Below are 24,735 nucleotides of genomic sequence, written 5' to 3'. Positions count from 1 at the left end.
ACTATAGGATTTGTTGTAAAACGTGGCGGACCCCTTCTTTCCAGTCGGGCAGGTGCAGTCCGAATGTGTCGCGGAAGCGCGATGTATCAAGCTTGGAATTGGCGGGACGCTTGGCCGGGGTCGGGTAGGCAGCCGTGCTCAGTGGGTGCACTGCTTCCGGCGTCACCTGGAGCGGCTTTCCAGCCGCGCGCGCTTGAGCGATGACGAAGCGGGCATAGTCGCACCAGTTGGTTTCGCCACCTGCAACAACGTGATAGGTGCCATAGGGGAACAGCTCAGGCCCCTGCGCCGCATGTTGCCGCACCAAATGCGCAGTGAGGTCTGCCAACAGTGCCGCTGACGTTGGCGCGCCGAACTGGTCAGCAACGACGTCAAGGCGGTCACGCTCTGCTGCAAGGCGCAGCATGGTCTTTGCAAAATTACCCCCATGCGCACCCACTACCCAACTCGTGCGAAGGATCATGTGGCGTGGATTCGCCGCGACAATCGCATGTTCGCCCTCGAGCTTGGTGCGGCCGTACACGCTTTGCGGGTCCGGCACATCGCTTTCCAGATAGGCGCCGTCCTTGGCGCCATCGAACACGTAATCGGTCGAGTAGTGGACCAGGAACGCGCCGAGGCGCGCCGCTTCCTCGCCCAGCACACGCGCTGCGTCGGCATTGACGGCATACGCCATTTCTGCATCCGACTCGGCCTTGTCTACCGCGGTGTAGGCAGCGGGATTGACAATGACATCCGGCTCAACGCTGCGCACCAGCGCCCTAATTGCTTCGGCGTCGGCCAAGTCGCACTCGGCCTGATCGACACCGATGATGACGCCTAGTGGAGCGAGCGAACGCAGCAGTTCAAACCCGACCTGGCCGTTTTTGCCAGTAACGAGAATCTTCAAGTCAGCCTCCGTACTGAACGCCAAGCCATTCACGGTAAGCGCCACTGGTCACGTTCCCGACCCAGTCCTGGTGATCGAGATACCACTGAACAGTCTTCCGGATACCGGTTTCGAAGGTCTCGGCCGGCTTCCAGCCCAGCTCGCGTTCCAGCTTGCTTGCATCGATAGCATAACGGCGATCGTGGCCTAGACGATCAGTCACGAACGTAATCTGCGTCTTGTACGACTGGCCGTCGGCCCGGGGACTGAGTTCGTCAAGAATTTCGCATAAAGTATTGACGACGTCCAGGTTCGCCTTTTCGTTCCAGCCGCCGACGTTGTAGACCTCGCCCAACTGACCGGCCTCTAGCACCCGACGGATGGCCGAGCAATGGTCTTTCACATATAGCCAGTCACGGATCTGCTGGCCGTCACCGTAAATCGGGAGAGGCTTCCCGGTCAGCGCATTATGGATGCATAGGGGGATCAGCTTCTCGGGAAAGTGATAAGGCCCGTAATTGTTCGAGCAGTTGGTGGTTAGGACCGGCAAGCCATACGTATGGTGGTAGGCGCGGACCAGGTGATCGCTTGCCGCCTTGCTGGCCGAATACGGGCTATTCGGCTCGTAGCGGTTTGTTTCGCGGAACGCGGGATCCTCCTTGCCGAGTGAACCGTAGACTTCATCGGTCGACACGTGCAGGAAACGGAAAACCGCCTGCTCCTCAGGTGGCAAACGTCCCCAGTATGCACGCACCGCTTCGAGCAAGTGGAAAGTGCCAACAATGTTGGTTTGGATGAAGTCTTCCGGGCCGTGGATGCTGCGGTCGACATGGCTTTCCGCAGCAAAGTTCACGACAGCGCGCGGCTTGTATTCGTCGAGGAGCTTGCTGACCAGCTCGAAGTCGCCGATGTCACCTTTGACGAAGACATGTTTCGAGTTGCCCTTCAGGCTGGCAAGATTGTTGAGGTTACCGGCATAGGTCAACTTGTCAAGATTGACAATGGGCTCGTCTGACACCTCGAACCAATCGAGGACAAAATTACTACCGATAAAGCCGGCGCTGCCGGTGGTCAAAATCATACTAACTCCAATCTCGATGCGAGCAAATGAGTCCTTGAATTCCACAAAAAAACGAAACCAGGATTCTCATCCGTTAAACGAATAATTTTAATCCAAACGCATGCCGGAATTAAAAAAGGTTGCAAAATTACATTAAATCTGACGTCCAGAGACCTCAATCAGCTGGCAAATGGGATCAGCTCATGAATTATAAGTGCTTGCTCGGTAACTGATCTGCCCCATGTCCGTCGAAACACCCTACCCCTGACACATACGGCTGCCGCGTTGGCACAACTAGATGCCATAAAAATATGAAAGCAGGCGCAATCCATGGTTTCACAGTCAACTCGCTCTTCTTTTCGACAACCGCCCCAGCAAACTGTAGGGCGTCTACAGCGCTAAGAATCGACTCTCGCGCAGGCCGCCAGGTGCTTCCATACGAAACGCCGGGGTTTTCAGTGCGTCTAGCACTCAAGGAGCAAAAGACACGATTGCCGGGGGGCCTAAGCCCGCCCGTTTCGTAGAGCATGACTGCGCCCGCCTCGCCAACTGCTGCTCCGACCGCTCAGTCCCCCGTGCTCCGCGACGTCCGCCAAGCCTGTCGGCAGCGGAGCAGGCCAGTTACGCAATGACATAAGCTAAGCGCCACTATGCAACCGGAACAGTACTGGGCGCCCGGCGCTTTTGCTTGAACCGCTCAAGCAGCGGCTTCTCGACAAAGCGATAGAAAACAAATGCTAGCAGCACGGCGACGACGGTACCGCCTAGAACGGCGATGTTCTGCTTCGTCGTCGAGGCAAACCATCCACGCTTGAGCAGACCACCATAAATGTAGGTCAACACCCCATGTGTGAGATACAGCGAATAAGAGGCGTCACCCATGGCCTTCAGCAGCCGGGGTGCGCGTAGTACGCCCTCCAGCGCGACAAAGCCATACAGGATGAGCGCCGAAGGTATGCCCCACAACAGAACTCGATTTTCCACCTTGAACAGTGCCGTGGCCGCCAGCAGTACAAAGCCCAGCAGGATAGCTTGCACTCCCAACACTCTGGTCTTGCGCGCGAGGATAAATACCCCCATGCCCAACACGAATTCCAGAACAATGGAGTTTCCGAAAAAGGTCCCGATGGCGCCTTCAGCCCGCCAGAAGACGAGAAGTCCCGCAAGCAGATAAAAACCACCTAAAACGGCGGTTCGTACCGGGTTCGCTTTTGCAAGCACTGCGGCACACATGAGCAATACATAGAAATACAGCTCATAGCTCAGCGTCCAGCCTTGAGCCAGGAATGGCTGCAGGTAGCCGGATTCTGGATTGATGACCGGGATAAGAAGATAGCTTGACAGGATGAAATCGGGCGAAAACAACGACTTCGCCAAGGTTGGACCAAAGCCACTCTTGCTGATATGGTTGAGCCCAACCAGGGCGATGAATAGCGTTGAAACGATCCAATATGCGGGGATAATCCGGATCACCCGGCCAGTCGCGAACTCAGCGGGCGAGAAGTCGCCCTTTTTCGCAATCGACCCGAGCATGACAAAGCCACTGATGCAGAAGAACAGGTCGACGCCACAGGCGCCTACCTCGGAAAGATAAAAGAAGTTGGCGATTCCGCCTTGTCCGGAGTCGCGGTTAGCAAGCAGGAAATGATGGACAACAACCAAGAGAGCTGCCAATGCCCTCAAGACCTGTAAATTCTGCAACACGAGTTTGGCTCCGCCGGTGAGATGAGAAGGTAGCGGCAGAGCGCCCTACCCTTGAGGGAGCTTAGAAAATCCCCGAAGGAAGGCGAGTTTACCATTTGCAACAACTGAAGTTCAAGTGTTTAGTAGTACTAGTGTTGCTGAAAGGACCCAAAACAAGCACCCCTTTCAGTTGCCACGCCGGTGAAATATACAAACAGCATCGATAAATGAATTCTCACCAATTATCAACATTAACTTAATTGTTTTGCGAGCAAACCAGCGGCGGAGTTACCGAATTTGCCATTCCTAAGCAGAGCTACGTAGTTTGATGTGGTATTTTCCTCAGAGATACCGAAAGCAATTGCAGAAGTTGCCCCATGTTCATACAATAGCGGATCGCACACTCCTCGCGTCAGCTTTTCCCCTAGATCAGCCGGGAAACGGCCTGCGCCGCCAAAAAACCGGGGTCGGAGCTCGTTGACTCCCTACTGCCCAACGCTGACGTAAGTCCTCTACTGAACAGTGCCGGAACCGGGGATCGTGTCCCACACTTATCGCAATTCAGCTCAGATGAAACCTATCGAATCAATATTCCTGCCGCAAACCAAATGGTATTGCAGTCCTCGTTTCGAAAAGCCTTTATTGATAATTTCCGATATCTTTTCAATTACGCTAGCGCTCATCTTTGCCGTAGCGGTCTCGGCGTATTTTCGTGGAAACGCGATATTCTCTACCGAAGCCTGGGATGCTACCCTCAATGGTGGCAGGCTGCAGACCTATGTTTTATTGATCCTTTTATCAGTGGGTGTTTTCTGGGGAAAGGGACATTATTCAAAGCGCAAGCCGTTTGCGAATGAGGTGAAGGATATTATCAAGGTGACCTTGGCAGTGGCCGCTCTGGATATAGTCCTGCTGTTCCTTGCGAAATCGCAATTTTCGCGCGCTACTGTCCTGATCAACTGGGCAAGCGTCCCGGTCGCGCTGGCTGTGATTCGCTGGGTCACCAAACGCGCTTTGGTTCTCGCTGGTGGCTGGACCCGCCCGATGGTGATCATCGGTTGGGGAGAAAACGCTGTCGAAACGGCGCTTGCCTTTAAAGACGAGCCGCTGATGGGACTGCAACTGATGGCATTTCTGGTGCCGGTCGATAAAGAGAAACCGGTGCATGACATCAGGGACAAAAACGGGAATTTGATCCCTTCGATTTCGCTCGGCATGGATCCCGTCCAAACTATCAAACGTCTTGACAGCCCACATGTCGTATTGGCCCTCGAGCAGGGTGGCGTTGACGTCTACCAGGACATGATCCAACAACTCAGCCGGCACAACAACGACGTGCAGCTCGTACCTGCGCTACGCGGCCTGCCTTTGTACGGCATGGAAGCGAACCACTTTTTCGCGCATGAGGTGCTAATCCTTACGATGCGCAACAATCTGGCCCGTCGTCTTCCTCAGCTCATCAAGCGCTGCTTTGACCTTCTCGTATCATTGACGGTGTTGTTGCTCGGATCTCCGGTTTTCCTATTCATCGCATTTAAGGTCAGCCAGTCGGGCCGCCCGATCTTCTTTGGTCATACCCGGGTTGGACAACATAATCATCCATTCAAGTGTTACAAATTCCGCACAATGGCTCCGAACGCCGATAAACTATTGGCTGATCTGCTGGCCACCAACGCAGAAGCACGCGCGGAATGGGAGCGAGATTTCAAACTCAAGAATGACCCGCGCATCACATCAATCGGTCATTTTTTGCGAAGGACAAGCCTCGACGAAATTCCACAACTGTGGAATGTCATCAAAGGCGATATGAGTCTGGTCGGACCGCGACCGGTAGTTACTGCCGAACTTGAGCGTTATGGCAACCAAGTCGACTACTACTTAGAGGCAAAACCTGGCGTAACCGGGCTGTGGCAGATCAGCGGCCGCAACGACGTCAGCTATGAAACAAGGGTTTATCTTGATGCTTGGTACGTGAAGAACTGGTCGTTATTCAATGACATCGTGATCCTCCTTCGCACTGTGAAAGTTATCTTCCGCAAAGATGGCGCATATTAAAAACAAAGGCTCAACAATGTTGAGCCTTTTTTTTCAGCTGTGTCCCGTCCTGAAATTGGTTGTCATACATTGCCTTATCTAAGGAGAGCATGATGGCGATTGAAGGAAAGCGCACCCAGTGCGACTACAGCCTGGCTTTTAAGCAGGGTGGTTGCCTCGGTTGAAAAAGGCGAGATGACCTACAAGCAGGCGCAGAAGAAGTTCGGCATCCAGGGTCGAGGTACGGTGCTAGTATGGTTAAGACGCTACGGGCAGCAGAACTGGAGCCCGTTGGCTTTGCAACTTGTACGAGCCCAGCCCGACATGACGCAGCCTCTCACCCTGAGCAACGAATCAAGCAACTGGAAGCCGAGCTGGAAACATCCCGGCAGCAGTCGCTCGTCTACAAGACCATGCTCGACGTGCTGTCCAGAGAGCACGGAGTGGCGGTCGTAAAAAAGCCTTCGCCCGAACAACGCAAATCCTTGCAAAAGAGGAAGGCCTGAGCATCAAGCAGGTCTGCCAGTTGTTCGGGATCAGCCATCAGGCGCACTACAAGCAGTTGCACGCAGAAATTGGACGGGCGGCACGTAACCGTGTGGCCGAGACGTTGGTGCAGCAGGTACGACTACGGCAACCCAAAGCCGGTACCCGCAAGCTCTACTTTTTGCTCAAGCCAAAGTTCGTGCAGGCAGGTTGAAGCTGGGACGGGGTGGATTGTTCGATGCGCTGCGGCGCGCCAGGATGCTCGTGCAGCCAAAACGCTGCTACCGTAAGACGACCAACTCCAGGCACTGGATGCACAAGCATCCAAATCTGGTGAAGACACAGCCCAAACCAGCGATGGCCGAACAGCTGTGGGTAGCCGACATCACTTACATCGAAACGCGGGAAACGACCGGCCACCTTAGCTTGGTTACCGATGCCTACTCGCGCAGAATTATGGGCTACCACTTGCATCATGACTTGCACACCGACGGGGTGCTGAAGGCACGGAATATGGCGCAGCGCTGCCGAAGCACCGTGCGCCGGCTAATTCATCACTCCGACCGTGGTCTGCAGTACTGTGCAGAAGCCTACCAGCAGGCCCACCGCCGACATGGCGTCTTGTGCTCCATGACGACGGATACGATTGCTATCAGAACGCCTTGGCAGAACGAATCAACGGTATCTTGAAGACCGAGCTCCTGACTGCAATGCCTCAGAATCTGGAGCAGGCCGCCACCATGGTGCAGCAGGCTATCCACATCTATAAACAGGCCGTAACCCTGTCAACCTATCTTAGGACGAGACACTGACGGATTACCCTACAACCATCCCAATAAAGCTGTCGCGGCCAGCACAGCCCTGTCGATAAGCCTTCTTCGGCCATTGATGAGCATGAAGCCGGCCAAGTAGATTCTACGCTTTGCATTCGATCGGGACCGGAAAACACGATCGAAAGACGTCAGTGAACCGGACTGGTAATTCAAGCACGCGACGATATCCAAGGCAGCGCCGACCTGTCTGCTGAACCAGCCGTTCTTGATCAGCTCCAAGCGTTTGCTGATCGCAGCGCTGCTTCCGCGCGACCCGATTTCGTTGCCACCGTGTTGACGGTAACGCATGTAAGGAGTCTCGTCGAAGTACCATTTCTTGCCGGACACTCGTGCGAGCAAGTAGACGAGCCAATCGTGATAATGCATCGCGTCTGCGAGCGCAACATGTCGGACGCAGAAACTCTGCAATTCAAGGAACAGCGCTTTGGTGAACACGAAGGTACAGCCTTGGCCTCCCCCTTCGAACAAAAAATCGGCGTCGCGTGTTTTACTCGATTGCTTGACAAGCTTTTTCTTGCCATCAGGCCAGAACGACTCGACCGAACTGGAGTAACCGGCGGCGCCGTGCGCCTTCAGCGCATGGACCGCCGTGGTAATCTTATTCGGCAACCAGATGTCGTCCTGATCCGCAAGTGACACGAAATCGTAAGCGCTTGCGTCTGCATGGCGATATAAGCGCCGGAAGTTGGCGCCCGCCGAGCCGCTCCCCGTTTCCCAAGCAAGCAGCTCGACTCGCGTGTCATTTTTCCACTCAGACCGAATCAAATCGCACGTACCATCTTTCGACCGGTCATCTCCAATAAGCACATGCACATCAACATTCTCTTGAGCGAGGATGGAGTTCAGTTGTTCAGTCAGCCATGGGCTCGCGTTATACGTGGCAAGAAGCACGAGTACGCGCGGTTTCTTTGCTGATACCGAAATCGGTTCCCTACTTTGTTTCATTAATCGCTGCTGCATTCTAATATTCAATCGGCAATGCCAGAGAAGAGTGTCCAATAATCTCTGGCCGTATTATCCCAAGAGTATTGAGCCGCTCGGCTCAAGCCATTGGTAATCAATCTTTCGCGTTCAGTGTCATTTTCCGCCACGGTAATCAACCCTGCGGCAATTGACTCAATGCTATGCGGGTCGACAAGCCAGCCCGCTTCGCCTGCCACCTCCGGCATGGAAGAAATATTCGACGTCAGTACAGGTATGCCCGATGCCATCGCTTCCAGAATGGGCAGCCCAAAACCCTCATAAAGAGATACAAACCCCAATGCACGCGCACTCCGGTAAAGTGCTGGAAGGTCCTCGTCCGGCACAAACCCAAAATAGTGGACATCGTTTTGCACGCCGAACTCCCGCGCGAGCTGATCAAGATCGGGCGCGCGCGTTCCGGTAAGACCAAGCATGTAACCTTGTTTCGCCAGTTTACTCGCAGCAAAAGCCTTGACTAAGCGCTCGACGTTCTTGTATGGGCGTCGATTTCCTGCGTAGAGAATATATGGCCGATCAAGGGTGATAACCCGGCCATCCCGACTGAAGACTGGACTTACCGCATTCGTGATGGTGGTAACCTTGCTCTCCTCCAAGCCGCCCCATTCCAATAACTCCCGTTTAGTGAAATCCGACACCGTAACAATATGGGAGGCACGCTTCAGAAGTGGCCTGATCAATGCGTTGTAATAAGCCCTTTTAGCGCTACCATAATAATGAAGATGCGTCAAATCATGTACCGTCAAGACACAAGGTATTCCCGCACTTGCAACAGGCGGCATGAATCCAGGCGACCAAAACAGGCGAGCATCGGTTTTGCGCAAGGTAAGCCAAAGGTCTAGCGGCGTAAGTGGAGCGGCATTTGGCCGGCCTTCCCTAACGCCGCGGATGCTCCAGTTTCCGGGTGCTCGATCGATGACTTCGCTCGCGACACGGCCGATTCCTGTCGGCCCCAGCCAACTGTAGTCGATTGCAATTTCGTTCATACATTCCTTAATGGTGCAGCCCCAGCTTTTTCATGGCATAGCCAAGTGCGGCGCTTGCACAATAAAGCATCATCTGGAAAGAATTCAGCCTTACTGCGGTGCCGGTTTTTCTCGCCGCATGAAACACATTAATATATTCGTCGACAACGGAATCGCCAGAATATGAGTTCGCTTTCCGATAGCATTCGTGCTGCAGTTGTGTGTAAGACTCCGTGTCGAGAGCAAGCGTCTCCAGGATCTTTTCCTCGATTGCGAATACTTTCTTATCGAGTCCCGGCTCAATCAAGTTAAAGCCTTGAATTTCAGATATGAAGCCGTAGCTGATCGCGTCCTCTGCATATTCAATGGTCGTGAGCGCGGGAACGCCGCACGCTGCCGCTTCGATGAGACTGGTACCCGATCCAACAAACAGGAACGCATTATCAAGCACCTGCTGGAACCTTGAATAGCTCATCGCCCCGTGTAGATGAACGTGATCACTTAGTCCCATCGCATCGACCGTGTTGCGAAGCTTGTCGTAGTCTTCACCATCGCCATAAATATGCCATTTAAGCGAGTGGCCACTTGCAACGAACCTGCTTACAATGGGCAAAATAGTAAAGTTGTAAGTCTTATACGGGGAAATTCTACCAATCGATACGATTTCGATGCGGGGCAATTGACTACGGTCAATGAACTTGTATTTTTCTATATCAACGAAGAGACGGACAATCGGAGAAGCGTTGAAACTGACTTTCAGCTTGTCTGCGTGGAAATCCCGTCCAGCCGTGTTGCCGAATATCATAGAGGATGCCGGGATCCTGTTTCGGATGGCATTCTGCACAAGACGGCGATGATATTGCCACGGCTTGGCCTCTGCACAGAAAATTTCTGTTTGATAAGCGCCCAACACCGTTTTGGTGGAATATCCAGCGCGCGTTAACAACCACGTCCCGAGAACAAAGGCCTGGTTGATTGTGAAGTAAGCGACATCAGGCTGTCCACCAAAAAACGCCTGCAGATGTTTTTTTGTGAACGGGAAAGCATCGGCGGCGAATTTGACGTCGCAATGAGTGATCAGACTGTCGTAAAACTCTTTGTTTACTTTTTTCTGAAGCAACAGTAAGGTCACCGATACGCCACGCCGTGCCAGTTGTGGAATAAGCCGAACGAGAAGGGTCTCTACCCCGCCGATATCCAGATGCAGATTAACAATTAATAGTCGCATGATTTTTTGATCTGGCATGCAAATAAAGCAATGCCATTATAGTAAATAGCAGATAGCTGCCGTATGTCACAATGTAGGCGACGAAGGGACCGAGCTGGCCAAATTTCGGTATTAATACGCCACTGACGAGAATAAAAAGCCCGCCCTGTAGAAATTCTGCCGATATTCCGGTTTTAAGGAACCCGCGCGCGGCCAGAATCGTGGTTCCAACGTACGACATCATGCGAAGAAGATCACCGGTCAGCTGCCAGACGAGCAGCTCGGCAACCTGCGAAAATTCAGCGGTGAACAGGATCTCCACCAGATAATTACGCAGCGCATACACCGACAGACCAATTACAATCATCAGCGCGGTGATGAACAGGTATGTCTTCCGGACTTCAAGCCAGTCGATTTTGTGCCCGGACTTCGACGCGAACTTCGCAAAGAAGATCACCGATAGCATCAACATAGGTAGCTGCGTATACGCTTCGGACAGCCTGACTGTGGCCTGCCATAAACTCAGCCCTTCCGTTCCAACATTTGCCTGGACAATCAAACGGACGTATATATATGCTAGGGGCATTGTCGAGCCTGCAGCAATCGACAGCAAACCGAATTTCCCGAGAAATCGGGCTCGATCAATGTTGACGGGAGAAATCGAAGGTATTCCGCTAATCGGCTGCAAGCGCTGTGCCAGGAACAAAAAAGAAAGCGACTGCGCTACCGGCATCCATATGATGCCAATCATGGCGCCGCTTGCGCCGAACAAGTGACTGACCAGCAGAAAACCCGCTATTCCAACGACGCTGCCTATCACTAGCGCTGTTGAATACACGCCGCTTCTCTGATTTCCATTCAGGATTCCCTGCGATATGCCAGAAATTCCGATTGGAACGATGGCAGCTACGACTGCAACAAATATAGCCGTGGAATAAGATGAGTTCCCAAGGACGACGTCCTCGATATACGATCGAGCCCCGAGAAAGACCAAAACAAGCCCCCCCCCAGCGGCCACACAAAGTAACTTCGCTGCATCAATCCACTGGTCGACTTCTTTCCTGTCCCCTGCCTGTTCCGAGTACACCTTTGCCAGCCCAACCGCTACGCCACCGCTCGAGAGCAAAGTCACGATGGCGAGCATGCTGCTGATCTGGCCGGTCAAGCCAAAGTTTTCGATACCGACGTACTCGGCGCAAAGCTTTACCGCGATGAGGCCGGCTACCATCTTGCAGAGTAGTGCACCGCCCATCACCATGACGGTTTTGACTGTTTTCATAAACTCTTTGTTTGATAAATCCCTGTCGCATACCAAGCCTGGTCCAGCGAAGGGAGAGTGCGTGTTTCGAGCGCGATCACTGAGCGCTGGTCAGTGATTACCTAGCCATATTCGGCTTGTGTTTTCAGAGGCTTAGCTTGTCTGGTGAAGTTGAGTGACAGCACCTTGAAACACAGCAGCAGGCCTAGACTGATGGTGAAATGTTCGGGAAGCAGATAGCCAGAGCCAATAGGCAGCAGAGTAATGCCGGACATGAAAAGAACGACCAAAAAATCGACAGGGCTACGGTAAATCTTGAGGCGCGTCACAAAACCTCGCGTTATAACGCCCCCGACAAAATTACAGAATGCGAGGAACGGGATGCAGAATACCGAAAAATCCGCGTAGTAAATTCCTATACCGAAGGAAGGAACACCCTCATCCAATAAAAATGCTTGTGGAAAGTACTTCATGGAAAGAAGAAACGCTCCGAAATCTTTCGGCTTATCAGGAAAGATTGCTCGAGGAACTCGTGAGTAAATATTATCTTCAAGGGTCAGCCTGCCAAAATATGTGACCGTCTCGTTATCTACCAGCATTACGGCATTGCGCGAATAGTCGGCGTAGCCCGCAATGATACCGAAAAGTTCGGTTAACTCGACCGAATCGAGCATGAAATAGAACAGCGAACCACCAAGTAAAAAACTTATGAGCGCGAAAATCAGGAAACCCCGAAACTTGACCTGGCGCTGGCGCGCTACAAAATAGTAGTACACCCATATAAAAACCGCGGCGATAACCTGTCCTTTACTGCCGTGCAAGTACGCGAAGACTACAGTAATGACAAGAGCACCTAGTTTCGATATGCTGGACAGCTTTTCGTGAAACAAAGCAAGGACAAGAAATATGTAGCAAAGAAGCATCGATCCAAAATAACTGAGACCGTAACCGCTTCGGGTTGCGACATAGATGCGTCGTGGATTGAACAAATCATCGGCAAACTCCTTCATGATTGGCCAATACAATGCCACGCCACCGAGAAGAAACAGAAGCATGAGGACATAGCTGCTCCTGACACTCGTGTCAATGCTTAGCATGGCACGGGGCGTGCGAATGTACAGATAGCCAGCAGCAAAAGCCAGCGCCGATGATAAATAGGTGAAATATATAATAAAGTATCCCAAATCCGAACCAGTTGCCTGGAAGAATGAAAGATACCCTATCTCGGCAAGATACAAGGTCGGCACCGAAAGTACCAACTGCAACGTCAACACGTTGATCCACGATCTCACGTTATATGAGAACCAGGCGTATATGCAGAGAAATCCCAAGAGGGCGAAGAGGACGAAATATATACTCATGGGATCGGGCGGTGCAGAGAAATGCCTATCGGTTGCCCGAGGGCGACGATGGTTATCACGACAGGATTGGGACCAAAATAATGTTCTCTGCATCCGTCTGCTTGCGGCTTCCCCGATCGACATTGGAAGAAAGCAGCTAGGTATGCTGGTTTAAAAGAAGCGCTACTGAGCGGCCAGATTTTCGAGGATCGCATCGCAGACTTGATCGCACTGATCATCCGTCAGCTCGTAATACAAGGGCAGGCGTAACAGGCAATCGGTAAACCGATCACTGTTCGGAAGCGAGCGACCGTCATGTCTACCAATGAAATATGGGCTATGGTGCAGCGAAAGATAATGGAAGACCGCATGAATCTTTTCAGCCTTCAAGCCGTCAATCAATTTTGTCCGCTGGTCCAGATTGCGGCAAACAATATAAAACATGTGCGCGTTGTTGGTCGCAAAATCAGGTATCACGGGCAGGCCGATTCCGTATTTCGCAAGTTCGCTCGAAAGCCGCGTATTATAGCGCTGCCATATCGCCTTGCGACGCGCTTGAATGGTATCGATGTTTTCGAGCTGTGCGAACAAATAGGCGGACACGATATCCGATGGTAGGAACGAAGAACCCACGTCGACCCACCCATACTTATCGACTTCACCACGGAAAAACGAACTGCGATTCGTGCCTTTCTCGCGGATGATCTCGGCGCGGGCGATGTACTGCGGATCGTTGATTGTCAACAATCCACCCTCGCCAGCAATGACGTTTTTAGTTTCATGAAAGGAAAACGCTCCCATTTCCCCTAGGCTACCTAGCGGCTTGCCTTTGTAGAACGAGTCGATGCCTTGCGCCGCATCCTCAATTACTGCGATCCCGTGCTGGCGTGCCAACTGGAGAATCGGATCCATATCGCAGGCAACGCCTGCATAGTGCACCACGACGATCGCGCGTGTGCGGGGAGTGATCAAGTCGGCAAGTTTGCAGGCGTCGATATTCGGATTGGACTCTTCGCTATCGGCAAAGACAAGCTTTGCGCCACGAAGGACAAACGCGTTCGCACTCGACACGAACGTGAATGCTGGGACAATTACTTCATCTCCTTCGGCGATATTCAACAATAACGCCGACATCTCCAGTGCGTCCGTGCAGGACGTCGTCATCAGCGCCTTGGCAAAGCCGTAGCGCTTTTCGAAAAAGTCATGGCATTTCCTGGTGAAAGAACCGTCGCCGGAAATCTTTCCGGAAGCCACAGCTTGGGCAATGTAGACGAGCTCGCGTCCATGCAGATAAGGCTTGTTAAATGGAATCATTTTTTATTTAAATAATCTTGCGGAAGTTTCGACATCTCTTCGGAGATTGTCATGCGGGCGATATGGTTTCCAAGACTTCATCAAGAGGCCTTCAAATTCCGGCTTCTTTCGAATCCCATAAATATTTTTTCAGCTCGGCAAATTGTGCAGCACCTTGGGGGGACTGGACAGCGCGTCGTTTGAGTTCACAGGCAATAATCCATGCAAACGCAAGGACAAGTGCCGCGACGAACGAAAGCGCGACAATGATCGTCCGCTTCGGCTTGAATTTCTTTTCGGGTTCTACAGCCTTATCCAGGACCTGAATGATGGACGGGTCCTTCGCTTCGTCGAGACGCGCCACCTCATATTGTTTTGCCAGCAATTCGTAAAGCATCTGGTAATACTTTACATCACGTAGCAGCTTGATGTTCTGCAAACCGACCTGGGGCGTTGGCTCCGCGGTTTTACCGTTATTCGCGGATCGGCCGTTCTGAAGGCGGGCCAGTTCCTCGCGCAGGCTGTTCAGCTCTTCCTGGACTTGTCGGTACTCGGGGTGCGAGGTGGTCATGAAAGCCTGCATCGCCCCCAATTGAATTTCTTTAGCGGAGACCTGTGCGCGCAAACGCCCCACTGTCTCGACGATAGCGCGACTCTCCGCATCAACGCTCACGACTCCGCGTGTATCCAGTGTCCCTTTCAATCGGGACTCGACGTCGGCTAGATTGTTTTTAGCCTGCTCAAGCTGTTGTTCATAAAATACCCGGCGCTGGGAAGCCTCGGTGACTGCCAATACACGTGTCAGTTTCATCAGTTGCTCGACGTAGGCGTTCGCTAACGGTGCAACCAGTTTTTGATTCTCATCAGCGACTTCGATTGTGATGAGGCCGTCCTTCCCCGCGCTAACGACGGTATTTTCCTCGAGTATTCTGCGCGCCTTTTCGGTTGATTCGATGCCATAAGCCTTCTTGAGGTCGAAACGGGCAATCAACTCATCGGCAATAGTCCTGCTTTTAAGGATCCCGACATACAGATCGCTGGGGCTCTTCAGCCCTGCGACACCTGCCGCCATGCCTGCGACACCGCCTAGCTGTGCGAGGAGTGCACTTGCCCCTGATTGGGACTGTTGAGGAGGCAATAGCCTGGTATTTGCCCTGTATTCGTTAGGGAGTGCAAACGTTATCGCCGCCACCACGGACGCGAGTATCAGTGGAAAAAATAGCAGGAACTTCTTTCGGCGTGCCAAGGCAATCACGAAATCCATGAGGGAGATTTCGTTACACGCGTCTTGTTTCGTCATTTCTGGTGTTTCAGTCATATTGGTCCATATTGCGAGCTACTTGCCCAGGTATGCACGCATCGCCCGCGTTTTATCAAAGTAATCGTCGCGTGAAGCCGTCCAGGCCTGGTTAGAGACTTCTTCCTGCCCGGCTAGCTTTTTGAATCCCAACGACTGGTTGAAGCGAATCGCTCGAGTATTGCTTGATAGAATGTGCGCCTTTATCGTATGCAAGCCCAACACGTCGAAACCAAAATCGTACATCGCAATTATGACCTGCAATGGAAGAACGCCATTCTGCACGGACTCGTCTGCTATGAATATTCCGCCCTCGCCTTCGCCGTCGCACACATCTTTTATGTTGATCAAGCCGACCGGCTTATCGCGGGTTTCGATGATGTAGTAGTACTGCGTCGCAGGATCAAGTTTGGCAAACCAGGCTTCCTGCATTTCCGGAGTGATCTCATCCCGGAATGCCATGTATTTCCTTACGCTTTCGCTATTGCGCCACTGGCGAACCTGTTCGATCTGGGCTTTTTGCAGGCGTACCAGGCGAAAGCCGGTTCCGTCGATCACGTGAGTCTCAGGAATATTCATCAGTTGGCCTCTATCGTATGTTCGCGGAACAACCTGCCCCACCATGCCTGGCCATCCCAGACTGGCCCAAAATGGTGCATTCGCTGCAAGGGGACAAACCGGAGCGCAGGGCTGTCGGCTACTGCCGCAAGCCACGGTAGCGCGGACGGTGCAGCAAGGGCGTGGCCGATCGTTTGCAGGTTGTCGCGCTGGGTCGCAAGAGTCTGTTCGAGCGTGCCCCACTGCACAGCAAGTGCCATGTGCGCGGTAACGGCTACTGGCTCGACCGGCCCGACGATAGCAACGGCCTGGCCTTTATCCAGCGAGATCGCTTCGCGGCCCAGTGCCCTGGCCCATTGAACGGCAAGTGCGGTTTCACTTGCGACATGCCGGGGCTGTTGTTCGGGATTTGCCTTAAGCCACGCTTTATCGAGTTTCCCTGCAAATGCGATCGCGTCATCCCGGGTGCCGTTCAGCAAGACCACGCGTTTCGGACTGGTACAACCGGCTTGCCCGTAAATCCCAAAAACCCTTGCCAGATCCTGTGCCAATTCATCGTTTGCAAAGGCCGGATCGATCCACGCCTCGGAGACCTTGTTCGAGAAGTAGAAGCCTTGTGATTCGTAAGGATGGGGAAGCCGGTCGATGGCCTCGGCCGCTTCGTTCCCGCCGAACAGAATACGCACGTCCGCCCACGCGGCCATTTCCGCATTGCGCTGGTCTGTACGATCGAAGCTCCTTACCTCGACGGATTCTTGGAGCCACGTCTTCAGAGGCCCGCTAGCCACGTGGTCGCGAAGCCAGGCGACCAGCGATGTGCACAGATCACGGCTGCGCGAGCCGGCTTTCACGCGGAGTTTGCATCCGGTGAGCGATAACAGAATCACGGTGAGCGGACCGAGAAGGCTCACATTGTTGGGCAACCAAAGCGCAACTTTCTCGTTGGGTGTCAGCAATGCCTCCACGTCGATCGGGCCGGGCACGGCCTCGCCAAAACTGTCGGCAAACACCCGCGCCAATGCGTGTGGATCGATAAAACTGATCAGATACGCCCATTCGGAACGGCTGAAATCCGGATGGATGAAACGCACCATGCGCGAGCGAACACCGCTCCAGCTCGCGAGCATCTCGGCATGATCATGGGGCAGCGCGATCGCTGCCGATTTGCCGCTCCGTTTTAACCATATGAACTTAGACATTTGCGCACCCCCTGACTTCTGCCTTGGGAACCCGTCCGATTAGTTCGAAACGGCGCCCTTTGCGCCCGCAAGCGCAATCGCCGGGTAGCAAACGCCCCATATCCTCCGTGAGTACACTGTGACATGGGCTACCAAAGGTAATGCTATTGATGAGCTGAATCTGCCCCTCCCCTTCCGGTAACACGTCGAGCGTCCACGAGTCCCGTACCAACACATCGGCCCACCGGGGCACGTGGCGCGACCCATGGATGCACATCGGGAAGACAATGCCCATTTGCTCGACCAGGCCGTAGTAGTCGACGACTACCGAGCCGGCAGCCGCGCCTTGCAACAAGGTGGAATCGAAAGTTTCATGGCTGACCTTTTGGTCCTCCAGCTTTTTCCAGCCGCCGCTGTGTACGAATGCAATCTTTCGGCGACCCAGCTCCTGCCTCAAATCTGCCGGTATTGCATCCCCGGCCCAGGCAAGCCACAAGATCCAGCTGAAACCGTAGACGAGCAAGTCTCCGCCCTGCTTGAGTGCGCACTCGAGTTGGGAAATGGACAAGCTCATTGGGTCACCGGCATCCTTGAGCAGGAAGAACACTTCGGTCGCGAAGGGCTTGAGGCTCATCGCTGCCATGATCCGTGCGCTGAAATCGTCCCTTCGGCGCAGGGAATTGACCGAATCAAGCACGAGCAGAGGGCGCTTTTCGCTGCCGACGAAGTCCGCCAGGATTGCCTGGGAACTCTTCGCTTGAAGCTGCGAGGACTGTTCGTCCAGGCTCACGCGGCTTGCGACGCCGCTCGTGGAAGAACTCAGCACCGTGCGCAGGATCTTTGCGTCGGGATTATGGCTTACCAGCGGAATTCGCTTGAACAAGCCGACGTGCAGGAATGGGACGTCTTCGACTCTTTCGGCATGATGCGCTTGCCCCACGATATTACGGAAGGGCTCGCACCATTGCGAATGGTAGGAAGTCAGCGCATTCATCTCGTCAAGGAACATCCGATCCTCGCGCTCAGCATACGGAGGCAAATTCAACAGCTGGCTCATCGAACGACCTCGTTAAACCAAGTGATCGCATCGGACCGTACCAGAGTGCAATTAATACGGCTCAGTGGATGGCGAATGATTTCTGACCAGTGCGTATTCAGGGCAGGTAACAGCACGCGGTACTCCTCGGCATCGAATAACTGCTCGAGCGTGGCGCCAATCGTGGTGGAATCGAGGCCATATTCCTCAAAAAGTTGACCGACCTTGGGGCCACGTTCGCTGTTAAAAATGAATACGGGCCAAAGATACAGGCTGCAAAGCCGCGCATGTCCGAAATTTTGAAGCTTCGGCTCCAAGACGTGAGCAATTGCATGGATCAGGCCGACACCGGAATTTGCCTGTATCGCACATGCTTTGGCCGACAACTCGAACCAGGCCGAACCCGGCTGCAGATCAGCCGGAAGCAGTTCGTTATTGATGAGTTGTGCGCCGTCGGCACGCACCTGGTGTGAGGCAAGTGGTGACAAAAAACCTTCAAGTGCATGTGACCAGGTATCCCCCATCCCCCAGCGCGCGATATCGGCGGGAATGGTCGACGTCAGGGTCGGCAGCACTGCGCGGGCGTCGGGTAACAGGGATGCGTCGAGCTGAGCGTCCTTTTTATCGCCGACGGTGCGAACAGCCACCGGCGAAGCCTCCGCTCCGCTCCCCCACAGACTTGGAACAGCGCACAGCCAAGTAGCGGGGCTGCAATCGCGACGCCAGAATTTTGCCTTGTCCATGAGCTGTCCACCGCCGACTGATACCAGGCGCTGTACGCCGATCGGCGGCTCATCACAGCCTACGTTCAGCCGTGGCAGTGCCGCTGAGACGGCCGCCTGCAAGCTGGCGCTGGTCCATACGTAGGTCCCCTGACAATCGAGGCCCTGTATGGACTCCCAACTGAGGATCGACTGCTTACTCATCGAACTCGATTCCGCTTTCGGAGAGGATGCGGATGATGTCCGCCACCGACGCAATCGCGGTTGCTTGCTCGGGCGTGAAGTGGTAGCCGAAGGTTTCTTGGACGCCAACTGCCATGGAGACAACTCCGAGAGAGTCCCAGGTCGAAATGTCTTCGCGCGTCAGTTCAAACGAAAACTCCTCTTCCGACAGAAGGAATACGTCAAGCAGGAGTTGTTTCAGTTTTTCGCGATTAGTCATGATTGTCACAGTATTTGTTTCCAAAGGAGGGTACGCGGCTGCTGTTTCAAGGCCGCCAGATCAGGTTTTCCATTCCCGGACAAGGGAATAGTTTCAGCATTTTCTATACGGATCGGCCAGAATGGCCGCCGATATTTTTGACGCAGGTGCAGAAGTATCGTCCGCGCCGACGCCTGGTCGGCATCGGGCGCCAGTACTAGGACGTGACCAGTTTCCCCATCGGCCGCGGTCTCAGTGTAAAAAGCCAGTCCTTTGTTCCAGATGCTCTGGATCGTTTCTCCCAGAGACGACAAGCTGATCTTTTCACCGTGGCGTTTGAACACTTCGGATTTCCGCCCCAGCAAGCGGACTCGACCATTTGGCAAGAACTCGGCCCGATCACCGGTGGGCACCCAGTCCGACAGGGCGATTCGCGTCGCTTTTTCCACATCGAGGACGAGTGACGCCGCGTACGGCGAACGGAACAGCAACATGCCCTCCTCGTCCACATCGAATTCTGCTCCTTCGACGGGCGCACCGAGCACCATGGCATCGGGAGACTCATCGGCACGACGTATCGTCAGTCGCGGCAAGGCTTCCGTGCATCCGTAGTTGTGATAGACCCGGGCGTTTGGAAAGACCTGGTGCAACCATTCCATTTCAGCTTGCGGGAACGGGCCACCAGCAAAGTTCAGTCGGATCACCTCAGGGAAGGTTCGGCCTGCGGCAACGTAACGACGTAGCACAGGCAGCATAGACCCTACCATGCAAAGCATTGATGACTTCGCTTCTTCGAACGTAGTCAGCAGTGTCGCTGGATCGGCGAGTCCGCGCGTCTGGACAATCCGGCGATCATGGAGGTGAGCCCAAACCCATTGATTCACCAGAGAGTAGCTGTATGACAGTGGTAGGGTAACAATTGCCGTTTCGACAGACTCGAGTTCTTGGCGTGCATGAATTTGACGGGCTAGAAGTGTCGTCCGGCTTTTACTTCCGATGACCAGCTTGGGTGTACCGGTGCTGCCCGACGTGAGTATGCCGAAGTGCCCTTGTGCGAATTCGGCAGGAATCAGAGCGAGTGCCTTGCTCAGCCACTCTTCAGTGACAGGAGAGGGCGTCGGGAGCAGAATGAAGGACGAGCCAGAATTCCATGCAGCGCTCAACAACGCCGGATTTTCTTGAACTTCCGCTTCGTTTAAAACCTGGAACATAACCGGATAAAGGTAAAACCGCTGGGATGGGCAGCAGTGAATTGATCTTAATATGTAGGCACTTAAACGACGTTGGATCCGGACATTTCATATTACAGGCTTGTCGATCCGGATCAACCAGTCATACGTTATTCATTGGAAATTCACACGCTTACTTCACGCATTTCCAATTTTCCGGTGTTCGCAAGCGGTTCATGAACTCAATCCATTTCGCCCAAACGATTCAAGCGTCTACCACTCATACTTTTTATGCCAGTGCCTCAACGTCAATAGCGATCAATCACGCAGTGTCTTGACTGCCGCGGCGCCCAAGCCAAAATTAGCCAGAATCTGCGTCCACTCACGCGCGCCCTGCGTGAACTTGGTCCAGGCAGTCTGCTTATCCAGCTTCTCCGGCACGACGATTGTATCGCCCGGCATGATCTCAAAGCCGCCGATCTTGCCGAAGAACCATCCTTGTGATTCCGACGAAACGACTGTGCCATCGACGCGCAGCACGAAAACGTTATCGACATCCGCCTCGGTAGTCGCACCAGCCAGCTTAAGGTAATCCTTGACGCGGGTATTCGGTTTCCAAAGCGGCGAGGCTTCGACGTTGACGGCGCCGAATATATGAACGAAAGCCGGCTTCGAAGGCACCACCAAGCGGTCACCGTTATGCAGAGTTACCTGTGGCAGCCGAGCGAAGGAGCGTTCATTCGGATCCAGGCCAAAGGCGATGCGGCCGCTCGATTGCAGCTTGCGCAAGCGAGCAATGCGTGCTTCTGCGGTACGGCGCTCGATCTCGAACTGGGCGGTCATCGCCGCGGCTTCGGCAGATGACATGCCGCGCAGGTTTGCCAGCTGGCGCGCCTGCTCACCGCGCAGCTGGGTTTCCAGACGGTCGGCAGCGCGCTGCAGGTTTTCCGCCTGCGTTTTGCGTACTTCTTCACGGAAGAAGCCGGTACCGAACAGATACGCATTACCGGTCGGACCACCGGCTTTGGCAATCAGGCTCTGCAAGGTATCGCCAGCCGTCATCTGGTACACACCCGGCACCTTCACCTCGCCTTCGACACGGACAAACACTTGGCGCTTGTCCATGGGCACCGCTACGTCATCCTGCGAAAAGATGGTCACGGTATCACCCGGCTGGAGCTGGATATTGTCCGCGCCGCCCGGCTTATTGAACACCTCGCCCAAGTTGAACGGAATCAGCTGGACGGTCAGGTCGCTGCGATTTACACGCTCGACGACGGCGTATTCCCAGTTGATCGGCGCAATCAGGTTACCGATGCGGGACGCGATTTTACCCGTGGCTTCGGGAGTATTTTCTTCAGACTCGCCTGCCAAAACGTTGTTCTGGCGCTTGGTCGATTCGCGGGTAATAAGGTATTCGCGACTCGGGATCAGGTCGCTGACACGCATGCCTGGCTTGAAAGGCACCCTTATGGCTTGGTCGACATTTCCTCGCAATACGACAGCATTCGAAAAGTCCGGGGTAATTGAAGTAATGTTGAGGACGTCGCCGTTCTTCAGACTGCGCTTCAAACCTTCACTGTTCAAAGCGAACTGCTCGACACTTCGCGGCTGATTACGACTTTGGTCGATCCGCTCAAGGAAAGCACGACGAGGATCGGCCACAACCGGCAAGCCGCCGGCAAGGTCCAGCAGCGATTCGATCGTGTCACCAGTCGTCTTGATCTCGTAGATCGCCGGCGCATCTACTTTGCCCACCAGTGCCACGAAGCCGCCTGCCGATGGAATCACGATAGTATCGCCATCCAGCAATTTAATATCGCTTGACTTATCACCTTTTGCAATGAATGCATACAGGTCCAGCTCAGCCGCCACGCGACCGGCGCGCTTTACCTGCACGCGTCGCATGCTGCCATTGGCGTTCGGTCCACCGCTTGATAACAGGGCAGTCACCAGCGTCGACAAGCTCGATACGGTGTAGGTACCTGGCCGCTTGGCTTGTCCCACGACGTACACAGTAATAGCGCGTAGCTGACCGAAATTCACACTAACGGTAACGCCCTTGTAGAGCTTGGCAACGGCGCTGCGGATGATCTTGTCCGCATCGCCCGCTTTTTCCCCAGCCAGAACCACCGAGCCAATCGTCGGGATTGAAATCGTACCGTTGCGATCGATGGTAGCGCGAAAATCGATATCGATCGTACCCCAGCCACGTATCAGCAGTTCATCGCCCGGTCCAAGCACATATTCGGACGGAACCGGCGCGTTGGCGATCGGCGAGAAAGTGGACGGTGCGTTGGCGAAGAAATTGGCGCCAAAAATCGGCAGGTCTTGTCCGACGCTGTCGAGGATGAATTTCTGGAATTCTGTCCTGGTCTTGTCCTTGCCGTCCTGCCCGCTTTCTGCCGAAAGCGCGGTTGCGGGAAGCGTAGCCATTCCCCTATTCGACGTTGGAGAAGGGACTTGGCGTGCTGCACCGTTGGCAACACCAGAGCTGCCATTGATGATGGAAATACGGCGAGGTTCAGTCGACGCGGCGGCGTTGACCGCTGTGTTAGGAATCTCTTGACCGAACATCTCATCTGCGCGAGGAGGCGTTTCTTGCGCAGAAGCAATTGCAGCAATAGCGCTGATGGCGAAGGCCAATGCGGCGCGGAGCGAAAACTTAGACATATGGTAGTCGGGATGGGAAGCGGGACGGTCGAATAACCTAGAATTATATTCGTTCCCAGCAGTACAGTGAACCCCGAGCAACTGCAGTTGATCGTGAAAATCGCTTAGACACAACAAAACGGGCTTTATTTAACAAATTCTCCTGCTAAAACCTGTGCATTTTGCAATTTCAAATTGCACAAACAGCAAGTGAGTTGTTGACGACCCCGTTACATTTGGTGAATTTGTCCCACAGCCAGAGCATCCTATAACACACAGTTATGGGACCTACACGAAATGCAGTCTCAATTTCCTATACGAGCGGCAGGAACCCGTCAAGCGGTCCGCAGCACTGTCCGGTCCGTCACGGGGGGCTCAAAGCCCACGCTGTACAAGGGACGAACTCGGCTGCTCGAGCATGACTTCGGATAGGACTTTCGCTCTGTTGGCGCGGCGCCGGCGTGCATACCATGCAGACACGACGAAAGCATAGACGGACAGGTACAACAGGAAGCTGGCCAGCACGCCCTGCAGCAGGGCTTCCGGCACGGCGGCAAAACGCACCGCCATCATGGCCGGCACCAGCGCCACCAGCCAGGAAACCGGCGACACGCAGGCATTGCGCAGGGGCGCCGGCAGCGCACGCAGGTAGCGCGCCACGACCGCGGTCTTGACCAGGCTATGCAGGTGCCAGCTATCCGGATGGCCCGGATGGCGGCGACACCACAGGCGGCGCACGATTGTGAACACGGTCTCAAAGACAGGATAGCCGCAAGCCAGCAGTGGCGCCCATGGCGACACTAGCGGGTTGCGATAGACCAGCATCACCGCCATCCAGGCCAGCAGGAAGCCGAGCAGGTAGGCGCCGCCGTCGCCGAGAAACAGTTTGCCAAACGGGAAATTGACCACAAAGAAGCCAGCCGTCACGGCGCAGACCACGAAGCACAGCTGGGCAAGGGTGGCGTCGCCAGCATCCTGAGCGATGACGCCGAGCGCGGCCATGCCGATCAGCACGGTGCCGCTGGCCAGGCCGTTGAAACCGTCGATGATGTTGACCGCATTGGCCACGCCGCCCACTGCGAAGGCGGTGAACAGTACCGAGGCCGGCAGCCAGGTCAGCATCATGTCGATGGGTGCGATGCCGACGTGCAGCAGGGTGACGCCGGTCAGGCCCCAGCAAACGCCGCCGCTGGCCGTGGTAGCGAGCAGGCGCGCGCGCACCGAGACCTTGCGGGTCAGGTCTTCGGCCAAGCCGAACACGAAAGCCGGCATGGCGGACACGAGCACCGGCAGCAGCAATTCCTGCTGATCCTCCGGCAGCACGCCGAGCGACAGCCACAGGCCGAGCATGATGGCGGCGCCGCCGATGCGCGGCGTAGGGGTGATATGGAATTTCTGCACGCCGTGGGTCACGTCCAGCGAGTAGCGGCCGTGCCAGCGCGTCGTCAGGACGAGCAGCAGGGAACACGCAAGCGACACGGCAAAGCCAAGCTCGAGGCCGGCAAAGGGCAAATTAATAATACTCATAGAACCAGTTTGTTAACTCGTCAATTCTATCGCATTTCTATTTAGCCAAGGCCCAAACGTGTTACAGACTGTTTCCTTGCCGGCTAGCGCAAGTCCCTGATCTTCCAAGAACAATTTGTCGATTCTAGGGAATTTGATATCTCGCAATCAATCGCTCTGAAACTTCT

General features: G+C 54.3%; 19 protein-coding genes and 1 pseudogene. 2 read left to right on the top strand and 18 right to left on the bottom strand.

Annotated features, from left to right (window positions below; all coding sequences use genetic code 11):
• Position 1: 1 nt before the first annotated feature.
• From rfbD to ACSQ25_RS05385, 3 genes are all read right to left on the bottom strand, one after another.
• Positions 2-889: a dTDP-4-dehydrorhamnose reductase gene (rfbD, locus tag ACSQ25_RS05395; RefSeq protein ID WP_436104680.1), complete on the bottom strand. Its 888-nt coding sequence runs from the start codon at positions 887-889 to the stop codon at positions 2-4.
• 1 nt (position 890) lies between these two features.
• Complete coding sequence (gene rfbB / locus ACSQ25_RS05390) at positions 891-1,949, bottom strand: dTDP-glucose 4,6-dehydratase (RefSeq protein WP_436104679.1); 1,059 nt, start codon at positions 1,947-1,949, stop codon at positions 891-893.
• Between the two features lie 627 nt (positions 1,950-2,576).
• Complete coding sequence (locus ACSQ25_RS05385; RefSeq protein WP_436104678.1) at positions 2,577-3,632, bottom strand: acyltransferase family protein; 1,056 nt, start codon at positions 3,630-3,632, stop codon at positions 2,577-2,579.
• 549 nt (positions 3,633-4,181) lie between these two features.
• On the opposite strand from ACSQ25_RS05385, the gene wbaP reads away from it, so the two are divergent.
• Entirely contained in the window at positions 4,182-5,666 is a 1,485-nt protein-coding gene (gene wbaP / locus ACSQ25_RS05380; RefSeq protein ID WP_436104677.1) for an undecaprenyl-phosphate galactose phosphotransferase WbaP, read from the top strand.
• A gap of 92 nt (positions 5,667-5,758) precedes the next feature.
• Positions 5,759-6,943 (top strand): annotated as a pseudogene (locus tag ACSQ25_RS05375) (IS3 family transposase).
• A 9-nt stretch (positions 6,944-6,952) separates the two neighbouring features.
• Here the strand turns inward: ACSQ25_RS05375 and ACSQ25_RS05370 are convergent.
• The 15 genes from ACSQ25_RS05370 to ACSQ25_RS05300 all read right to left on the bottom strand — a co-directional run bounded on the left by ACSQ25_RS05370 (position 6,953) and on the right by ACSQ25_RS05300 (position 24,568).
• A complete protein-coding gene (locus tag ACSQ25_RS05370; RefSeq protein ID WP_436104676.1) occupies positions 6,953-7,924 on the bottom strand; it encodes a glycosyltransferase in 972 nt (323 codons plus the stop codon).
• 8 nt (positions 7,925-7,932) lie between these two features.
• Positions 7,933-8,931 carry a glycosyltransferase family 4 protein gene (locus ACSQ25_RS05365; RefSeq protein ID WP_436104675.1) on the bottom strand — a complete coding sequence of 333 codons (999 nt, stop codon included), beginning with the start codon at positions 8,929-8,931 and terminating at the stop codon, positions 7,933-7,935.
• A 7-nt stretch (positions 8,932-8,938) separates the two neighbouring features.
• Positions 8,939-10,156 (bottom strand): glycosyltransferase, encoded by a 1,218-nt coding sequence (locus ACSQ25_RS05360; RefSeq protein WP_436104674.1) that lies wholly within the window; start codon positions 10,154-10,156, stop codon positions 8,939-8,941.
• Entirely contained in the window at positions 10,119-11,396 is a 1,278-nt protein-coding gene (locus ACSQ25_RS05355; RefSeq protein WP_436104673.1) for a hypothetical protein, read from the bottom strand. The genes ACSQ25_RS05360 and ACSQ25_RS05355 overlap by 38 nt, the downstream gene beginning before the upstream one ends.
• Before the next feature lie 101 nt (positions 11,397-11,497).
• Positions 11,498-12,649, bottom strand: coding sequence for a hypothetical protein (locus ACSQ25_RS05350; RefSeq protein ID WP_436104672.1), 1,152 nt, complete (start codon positions 12,647-12,649; stop codon positions 11,498-11,500).
• A 249-nt stretch (positions 12,650-12,898) separates the two neighbouring features.
• On the bottom strand, positions 12,899-14,029 hold the full coding sequence (gene rffA, locus ACSQ25_RS05345) for a dTDP-4-amino-4,6-dideoxygalactose transaminase (protein WP_436104671.1): 1,131 nt from the start codon (positions 14,027-14,029) through the stop codon (positions 12,899-12,901).
• A 91-nt stretch (positions 14,030-14,120) separates the two neighbouring features.
• The gene (locus ACSQ25_RS05340) at positions 14,121-15,326 is read right to left on the bottom strand and encodes a GumC family protein (RefSeq protein WP_436104670.1); all 1,206 of its coding nucleotides are present in this window, start codon (positions 15,324-15,326) and stop codon (positions 14,121-14,123) included.
• Between the two features lie 18 nt (positions 15,327-15,344).
• A complete protein-coding gene (locus ACSQ25_RS05335; RefSeq protein WP_436104669.1) occupies positions 15,345-15,884 on the bottom strand; it encodes a GNAT family N-acetyltransferase in 540 nt (179 codons plus the stop codon).
• Positions 15,884-17,062 carry an acyl-CoA reductase gene (locus ACSQ25_RS05330; protein ID WP_436104668.1) on the bottom strand — a complete coding sequence of 393 codons (1,179 nt, stop codon included), beginning with the start codon at positions 17,060-17,062 and terminating at the stop codon, positions 15,884-15,886. Before ACSQ25_RS05330 ends, ACSQ25_RS05335 begins: the two co-directional genes overlap by 1 nt.
• Positions 17,055-18,098 carry a hypothetical protein gene (locus ACSQ25_RS05325; protein WP_436104667.1) on the bottom strand — a complete coding sequence of 348 codons (1,044 nt, stop codon included), beginning with the start codon at positions 18,096-18,098 and terminating at the stop codon, positions 17,055-17,057. The genes ACSQ25_RS05330 and ACSQ25_RS05325 overlap by 8 nt, the downstream gene beginning before the upstream one ends.
• A complete protein-coding gene (locus tag ACSQ25_RS05320; protein WP_436104666.1) occupies positions 18,095-18,820 on the bottom strand; it encodes a hypothetical protein in 726 nt (241 codons plus the stop codon). The genes ACSQ25_RS05325 and ACSQ25_RS05320 overlap by 4 nt, the downstream gene beginning before the upstream one ends.
• A 175-nt stretch (positions 18,821-18,995) precedes the next feature.
• Positions 18,996-19,241, bottom strand: a complete 246-nt coding sequence (locus ACSQ25_RS05315; RefSeq protein WP_436104665.1) for a hypothetical protein — start codon at positions 19,239-19,241, stop codon at positions 18,996-18,998.
• A gap of 5 nt (positions 19,242-19,246) precedes the next feature.
• Positions 19,247-20,431 (bottom strand): AMP-binding protein, encoded by a 1,185-nt coding sequence (locus ACSQ25_RS05310; RefSeq protein ID WP_436104664.1) that lies wholly within the window; start codon positions 20,429-20,431, stop codon positions 19,247-19,249.
• Between the two features lie 276 nt (positions 20,432-20,707).
• Positions 20,708-23,062, bottom strand: coding sequence for an SLBB domain-containing protein (locus tag ACSQ25_RS05305; RefSeq protein ID WP_436104663.1), 2,355 nt, complete (start codon positions 23,060-23,062; stop codon positions 20,708-20,710).
• Positions 23,063-23,416: 354 nt separating this feature from the next.
• Positions 23,417-24,568 (bottom strand): MraY family glycosyltransferase, encoded by a 1,152-nt coding sequence (locus ACSQ25_RS05300; protein ID WP_436104662.1) that lies wholly within the window; start codon positions 24,566-24,568, stop codon positions 23,417-23,419.
• Positions 24,569-24,735: the final 167 nt, after the last annotated feature.

This window comes from Massilia sp. LjRoot122 (genome assembly GCF_964252725.1).
GTDB lineage: Bacteria > Pseudomonadota > Gammaproteobacteria > Burkholderiales > Burkholderiaceae_D > Telluria.
The sequence above is the reverse complement of the archived record's forward strand: the minus strand, read 5'-3'. Positions and strand labels throughout refer to the sequence as shown.

Coding starts and splice junctions, on each gene's coding strand:
- rfbB (WP_436104679.1), bottom strand. CDS start 1,949: ATGATTTTGACCACCGGCAGCGCCGGCTTTATCGGTAGTAATTTTGTC.
- wbaP (WP_436104677.1), top strand. CDS start 4,182: ATGAAACCTATCGAATCAATATTCCTGCCGCAAACCAAATGGTATTGC.
- ACSQ25_RS05370 (WP_436104676.1), bottom strand. CDS start 7,924: ATGCAGCAGCGATTAATGAAACAAAGTAGGGAACCGATTTCGGTATCA.
- ACSQ25_RS05365 (WP_436104675.1), bottom strand. CDS start 8,931: ATGAACGAAATTGCAATCGACTACAGTTGGCTGGGGCCGACAGGAATC.
- ACSQ25_RS05360 (WP_436104674.1), bottom strand. CDS start 10,156: ATGCCAGATCAAAAAATCATGCGACTATTAATTGTTAATCTGCATCTG.
- ACSQ25_RS05355 (WP_436104673.1), bottom strand. CDS start 11,396: ATGAAAACAGTCAAAACCGTCATGGTGATGGGCGGTGCACTACTCTGC.
- rffA (WP_436104671.1), bottom strand. CDS start 14,029: ATGATTCCATTTAACAAGCCTTATCTGCATGGACGCGAGCTCGTCTAC.
- ACSQ25_RS05340 (WP_436104670.1), bottom strand. CDS start 15,326: ATGACTGAAACACCAGAAATGACGAAACAAGACGCGTGTAACGAAATC.
- ACSQ25_RS05335 (WP_436104669.1), bottom strand. CDS start 15,884: ATGAATATTCCTGAGACTCACGTGATCGACGGAACCGGCTTTCGCCTG.
- ACSQ25_RS05330 (WP_436104668.1), bottom strand. CDS start 17,062: ATGTCTAAGTTCATATGGTTAAAACGGAGCGGCAAATCGGCAGCGATC.
- ACSQ25_RS05325 (WP_436104667.1), bottom strand. CDS start 18,098: ATGAGCCAGCTGTTGAATTTGCCTCCGTATGCTGAGCGCGAGGATCGG.
- ACSQ25_RS05320 (WP_436104666.1), bottom strand. CDS start 18,820: ATGGACAAGGCAAAATTCTGGCGTCGCGATTGCAGCCCCGCTACTTGG.
- ACSQ25_RS05315 (WP_436104665.1), bottom strand. CDS start 19,241: ATGACTAATCGCGAAAAACTGAAACAACTCCTGCTTGACGTATTCCTT.
- ACSQ25_RS05310 (WP_436104664.1), bottom strand. CDS start 20,431: ATGTTCCAGGTTTTAAACGAAGCGGAAGTTCAAGAAAATCCGGCGTTG.
- ACSQ25_RS05305 (WP_436104663.1), bottom strand. CDS start 23,062: ATGTCTAAGTTTTCGCTCCGCGCCGCATTGGCCTTCGCCATCAGCGCT.
- ACSQ25_RS05300 (WP_436104662.1), bottom strand. CDS start 24,568: ATGAGTATTATTAATTTGCCCTTTGCCGGCCTCGAGCTTGGCTTTGCC.